General features: G+C 70.3%; 6 protein-coding genes. 3 read left to right on the plus strand and 3 right to left on the minus strand.

The genetic code is table 11. The annotated features are described in order from the left end of the window. From AB0C20_RS34870 to AB0C20_RS34880, 3 genes are all read right to left on the minus strand, one after another. Positions 1-372, minus strand: a 372-nt coding sequence (locus tag AB0C20_RS34870; RefSeq protein WP_357569613.1) for a GNAT family N-acetyltransferase, incomplete at its 3' end; no start/stop codon positions are given. A 152-nt stretch (positions 373-524) separates the two neighbouring features. Continuing rightward, a complete protein-coding gene (gene cydB, locus AB0C20_RS34875) occupies positions 525-1523 on the minus strand; it encodes a cytochrome d ubiquinol oxidase subunit II (RefSeq protein WP_357187659.1) in 999 nt (332 codons plus the stop codon). Between the two features lie 14 nt (positions 1524-1537). Continuing rightward, positions 1538-2950, minus strand: coding sequence for a cytochrome ubiquinol oxidase subunit I (locus AB0C20_RS34880; protein ID WP_357569614.1), 1413 nt, complete (start codon positions 2948-2950; stop codon positions 1538-1540). A gap of 152 nt (positions 2951-3102) precedes the next feature. Here AB0C20_RS34880 and AB0C20_RS34885 point away from each other — a divergent pair, with 152 nt between their 5' ends. From AB0C20_RS34885 to AB0C20_RS34895, 3 genes are read left to right on the plus strand one after another with little or no spacing between them, the layout of a single operon-like run. Further along, on the plus strand, positions 3103-3876 hold the full coding sequence (locus tag AB0C20_RS34885) for a lysophospholipid acyltransferase family protein (protein ID WP_357187661.1): 774 nt from the start codon (positions 3103-3105) through the stop codon (positions 3874-3876). A 56-nt stretch (positions 3877-3932) separates the two neighbouring features. Next, positions 3933-4508, plus strand: coding sequence for a TetR/AcrR family transcriptional regulator (locus AB0C20_RS34890; protein WP_357187663.1), 576 nt, complete (start codon positions 3933-3935; stop codon positions 4506-4508). A gap of 48 nt (positions 4509-4556) precedes the next feature. Next, positions 4557-5516 carry an SDR family NAD(P)-dependent oxidoreductase gene (locus AB0C20_RS34895; RefSeq protein ID WP_357187665.1) on the plus strand — a complete coding sequence of 320 codons (960 nt, stop codon included), beginning with the start codon at positions 4557-4559 and terminating at the stop codon, positions 5514-5516. The last annotated feature ends 69 nt before the right edge of the window (positions 5517-5585 follow it).

Here is a 5585-nt window from a genome sequence, read left to right on the forward strand (position 1 = left end):
GGCCCGGTACGGGGCGGCGACTGTCGGGTAGAGCGCGCTGACCGCCGCCCCGCGCTCGCGTGCGCCCCTCAGCAGGGCGGTGAGCATGGCGCGGGCCACGCCCCGACCACGGGCCTCGGGAGCGACAGCCACCCCGGCCACGTCGGCTGCCGACACCGCTCGGCCCGACCACCACTGGTCGTGATGCAGGTCGACGGCCTTGCCCACGAGCCGACCGGCCTCGTCGAACGCGCCGTAGCGGGTCAGGCCGGCGGGCGTGGCGGTGGCCTGCGCGGGCCGCTGCGGGTCGGAGCCGAACGCGAACCGGCCCAGCTCCCAGGCGGCGTCGAGGTCGTCGGCGGTGAGTTCACGAACGTGCACGGTGGCAGGCATCGGCACACCGTAGCGAGACGGCCGCGCACCTAAGGCCGATTTACTCGCGGCATGATCAACTAGTCGCGATCTTGCAGTTCCTGTCGCGGCATACGGGGCATCCCACGCATCACGGCGACCGAAACTGCAAGATCGGCGGGGTGTCGAGTCGGTCAGTGCTGCGGGATGTTGGCCACGCCGATGCGCTTGCGGAACACCCAGTACGTCCACCCCTGGTAGGCCAGCACCACCGGCGTGAAGATCACCGCCACCCAGGTCATGATCTTCAGGGTGTACGGGGTGGACGCGGCGTTGGTGGCCGTCAGCGTGCCGGCCGCGTCCAGGGTGGAGGGCAGCACGTTCGGGAACAGCGCCGCGAACAGGGTCGCCACCGCCAGACCGATCGCCACTGCGGTGCCGGTGAACGCCCAGCCCTCCCGGCGTACCCGGGCGGCGGCCAGGGCACCGAGCAGGGCGAGGGCCGCGCCGACGGCGAGCACGACGGCGGCCGCGCTGGAGCGGATGCTCAACGTCCAGGTCAGGAACCCGACCGAGAGCACTGCGGCGCCCACACCCAGGCGCACCGCGAGGGCGCCCGCGCGCTCGCGGATGTCGCCGGTGGTCTTCAGGGCGAGGAACACCGCGCCGTGGGTGAGGAACAGCGCGAGGGTGGTCGCGCCGCCCAGCAGGGCGTACGGGTTGAGCAGGTTCAACAGGCCGCCGACGTACTCGTGGTCGGCGTCCAGCGGCACGCCGCGCAGGATGTTGGCGAAGGCGACGCCCCACAGGATCGCCGGCAGCAGCGAGCCGACCACGATCGCCGCGTCCCACCGGCGCTTCCAGGACGCCTCGGGGCGCTTGTGCCGGTACTCGAAGGCGACCCCCCGGGCGATCAGGGCCAGCAGGATCAGCAGCAGCGGCAGGTAGAAGCCGGAGAAGAGGGTGGCGTACCACTCGGGGAACGCGGCGAACATGGCGCCACCGGCGGTGATCAGCCACACCTCGTTGCCGTCCCAGACCGGGCCGATGGTGTTGATCAGGACGCGGCGTTCCCGGTCGTCACGGCCGAGCACGGGCAGCAGCATGCCGACGCCGAAGTCGAAGCCCTCCAGGATGAAGTACCCGGTGAACAGCACGGCGACGAGGAGAAACCAGATGGTGGTCAGTTCCACGATGGGCTCCGGGATCAGTAGGCGAAGGCGAGCGGGCGCTCGGCGTCGTCGGTGTCGTCGGTGGGGGGTTGCTCGCTGACGTCCGGCACGCCGGCCTTGGCGTAGCGCAGCAGCAGCTTGACCTCGATCACGGCGAGGGTGGCGTAGATCAGCGTGAAGGCGGTGAACGAGGTGAGCACCTCGGCCAGCGAGACGCTGCGGGACACCCCGTTGCGGGTGAGCATCTCGCCGAAGACGATCCACGGCTGGCGACCCATCTCGGTGAAGATCCAGCCGAAGGAGTTGGCCAGCAACGGCAGCACCGGCATGGCCAGCCCGGCGCGCAGCAGCCACTTGCTGCTCGGGGTGCGGCCCTTGCGCTGACTCCAGAGCACCAGCAGGGCGATCGCGCCGGCTGCCATCCCGAAGGCGATCATGAAGCGGAAGCTCCAGTAGGTGACCGGGATGATCGGGGTGTAGCTGCCCGCGCCGTACTGCGTGGCGTACTGGGCCTGGAGGTCGTTGATGCCGTGCACTGTGCCGTTCGGGTCGCCGGTGCCCAGGTACGACAGCAGGTACGGGATCTTGATGGCGAACACCTCGCGGCTGCCGTCCAGGCTGCCGATGGTCAGCACGGAGAACGAGGCGGGGCTCTCGGTGGTGTAGAGGCCCTCGGCGGCGGCCATCTTCATCGGCTGCACGTCCGTCATGATCTTGCCCTGGATGTCGCCGGTGAACAGCACGGCCGCGGAGGCGACCAGGACCACCCAGGAGCCGAACTTGGTGGCGAAGCGGTACGCGCCGGTGTCGACGGAGTCGCGGTTGCGGATGACGTGCCACAGGCCGACCGCGACGATGAGCGACCCGGCGACCAGGAACGAGCCGGCAAGGGTGTGCGGGAAGGTGATCAGGGCGACCTTGTTGGTCAGTACGGCCGGGAAGTCGGTCAGCTCGGCGCGCCCGCTGTCGGGGTTGATCCGATAGCCGACCGGGTTCTGCATGAACGAGTTCGCCGCGAGGATGAAGTACGCGCTGAGGTTGGTGCCGATCGCGGCGGCCCAGATGCTGGCCAGGTGCGCCCGCTTGGGCAGTCGGTCCCAGCCGAAGATCCACAGGCCGATGAAGGTGGATTCGAGGAAGAACGCGACGAGCGCCTCGATGGCCAGGGGCGCGCCGAAGACGTTGCCGACGAAGCGGGAGTAGTCGCTCCAGTTCATGCCGAACTGGAACTCCTGCACGATGCCGGTGACCACGCCCATGGCAAAGTTGATCAGGAACAGCTTGCCGTAGAACTTGGTGAGCTTGAGGTAGCGCTCGTTGCCGGTGCGGTGCCACATCGTCTGCAGGATGGCCACCAGCACGGAGAGGCCGATGGTCAGCGGTACGAAGAGAAAGTGGTAGACGGTGGTGACACCGAACTGCCAGCGGGCAACGTCCAACGCGTCCACCTGAAAACCCCCAGCCATCCGTACTACGAGACGTAGTAAATACTACTGCTCGTCGTAGAAGGGTGGGCGGCCCGCGCCCTCCCGGGACCAATGACCCTGATCACCCGACCCGCCCCCGCGGCCCCGCCGGCGCGTGCGACGATGGCGCGCTGATGGACACCGCACACACCACCTGGCAGCCGCCGCTGATCTGGCGCGCCGCCCTGCTGCTGGCCCGGGGCCTGGTCGGCCTGCTCGCCCGCCTCGAGGTCACCGGCGACGTCCCGGCGCACCTGCGTCGCGGCCCGCTGGTGCTGGCCGCCAACCACATCAGCCCGTTCGACCCGGTGGTCATGGCCGCCGCCTGCCAGACCCGTGGCGTCGCCCCGCGGATCATGGCGACCGCCGGACTGTTCCGCGTCCCGGTGTTCGGCGCCGCCATGCGCCACGCCGGGCACATTCGGGTCGACCGGGGCACCAGCGCCGTGCACCGGGCCCTCGACGACGCCGCCACTGCCGTCGCGCGCGGTTCGGTGATCCTCATCTACCCCGAGGGGCGCATCGGCCTGGACCCCGGCCTGTGGCCCGAACGCGGCAAGACGGGCGCCGCCCGCCTCGCCCTGGCCTGCGGCGCCCCGGTTGTCCCGGTTGCCCAGTGGGGCTCGCACGAGGTGCTGCCGTATCAGGCGCCCCGCGGAATGCTGCGGGGCATAGCCCGTTCGCTGTGGCGTCGACCGGTGATCCGGGTGCACTTCGGCACCCCTGTCGACCTGGGCGAGACGGCCGCGGCCAACCCCGGTGCGGCCCGCCGCGCCACCGACCGGATCATCGACGCGCTCACCGACACCCTCGCCCCGCTGCGCCCCGACGAGCCGGACCTGCCCCGCCACGTCGACCCGGGCCGCCCGAGCGACCTCACCCGGCTCCACCGCCGCCGCTCGGCCTGACGCCCGCCCACTGGACGCGTTAGACAAGTTTCGAAAAGTCGTCTAATCTGTCAAACGTGAGCACAGCAGAGGCGGTTGTCGAGGACCCGAAGCGCGCCGCCGTCCTGGCGGCGGCGGTCGCGGTGTTCGGGCGCTACGGCTTCCAGAAGACGTCGATGGAGGCGGTCGCCAAGGCGGCGGGCATCTCCCGGCCGGGCCTGTACCTGATGTTCCCCAACAAGGAGCAGCTGTACCGCGCCACCATGCAGGGCGTCATGGAACGCGCCCAGCACGCCATGGAAACCTGCCTCGCCGACCAGTCGACGAGCTTCGACGAGCGGGTCGTGGCCGGGTTGGACGCCCTGATGGGCTCGTACATCGACACCCAGATGGCCCGTGACCTCAACGACCTGCTGGAGAACAGCGAGCCACAGCTGGGCTCGATGTTCCACGACTACCAGGTGCGGGCTCAAGCGGCACTGCGAGCCCACATCGAGGCCGTCGCCCCGGCCGGTCTGCTCGACGAGGGGCGGACCGCTGACGACGTCATGGACCTGCTCTTCTCCGCAGCGCTCACCTGGAAGTCGACCTCGACCTCCAGGGGCGAGTTCCGCGACCGGCTGCGCCGGTCTCTGCGGCTGCTCCACCGCTGACACACCCCGCACTGAAACGCCATGATCTTGCACCCTTGGAGGCCCGAAATGTCACGAATCATCACGCCGTACTCGGCCCAGTCGACCGCCGCTGAGGTGATCGACGGCGTCGACCTCACCGGCCGGCGGGCCATCGTCACCGGCGGGGCGTCCGGGATCGGCCTGGAGACCGCCCGGGCGCTGGCCAACGCCGGCGCCGAGGTGACGTTGGCCGTACGCGACACCGCCGCCGGTGAGCGCGCCGCCGCCGACATCACGGCCGGCGGGGCATCCGGCAAGGTCCGGGTCGACCACCTCGACCTGGCCGACCGCGCCTCCATCGACGCCTTCGTGGCCGGCTGGACAGGCCCGCTGCACATCCTGGTGAACAACGCCGGCATCATGGCCGTGCCCGAGCTGACCAGGACGGCCGACGGCTGGGAGGCGCAGTTCGCCATCAACCACCTCGGTCACGCCGCACTGACCCTGGGTCTGCGCGACGCACTGGCCGCCGCGCGGGGCGCCCGCATCGTCGTCGTCAGCTCGTCGGCCCACCAGCAGTCCCCGGTCGTCTTCGACGACATCCACTTCACCGCCCGGCCCTACGAGGCATGGTCGGCGTACGGCCAGTCGAAGACCGCCGCCATCCTGTTCACTGTCGCCCTGGCCAAGAAGTGGGCCGCCGACGGCATCACCGCCAATGCCCTGCACCCCGGCGGCATCATGACCAACCTGCAACGGCACCTCGACGACGCGCAGTTGCGCTGGGTCGGCGCGCTCGACGAGCAGGGCAACCGCCTGGAGGTGCCGCCGGGCTGGAAGACCCCCCAGCAGGGCGCGGCCACCTCGGTCCTGCTGGCCGCCAGCCCCGAGGTCGAGGGTGTGACCGGCCGCTATTTCGAGGACGGCAACGAGGCCCCGCTCATCGCCGAGCGGTCCGACGACAGGAGCGGCGTGCTCCCGTACGCCCTCGATGACAGAAACGCCGACGTCCTCTGGGACGAGACGCTCCGGCTCCTGGGGCGCTGACCGGTTCGGCTCATCTACCCTGCTCGGCGTGGAGCCCGCAGCCTTCTTCGTCCCCTCCCGCCCCGCCAC

The sequence above is a fragment of the Micromonospora sp. NPDC048843 genome, from assembly GCF_040649965.1.
In the GTDB taxonomy this organism is placed as follows: domain Bacteria; phylum Actinomycetota; class Actinomycetes; order Mycobacteriales; family Micromonosporaceae; genus Micromonospora; species Micromonospora hortensis.

Bases quoted from the DNA above. Each gene is read 5' to 3' on its own strand.
- AB0C20_RS34885 (WP_357187661.1), top strand. From the start codon at position 3,103: ATGGACACCGCACACACCACCTGGCAGCCGCCGCTGATCTGGCGCGCC.
- AB0C20_RS34895 (WP_357187665.1), top strand. From the start codon at position 4,557: ATGTCACGAATCATCACGCCGTACTCGGCCCAGTCGACCGCCGCTGAG.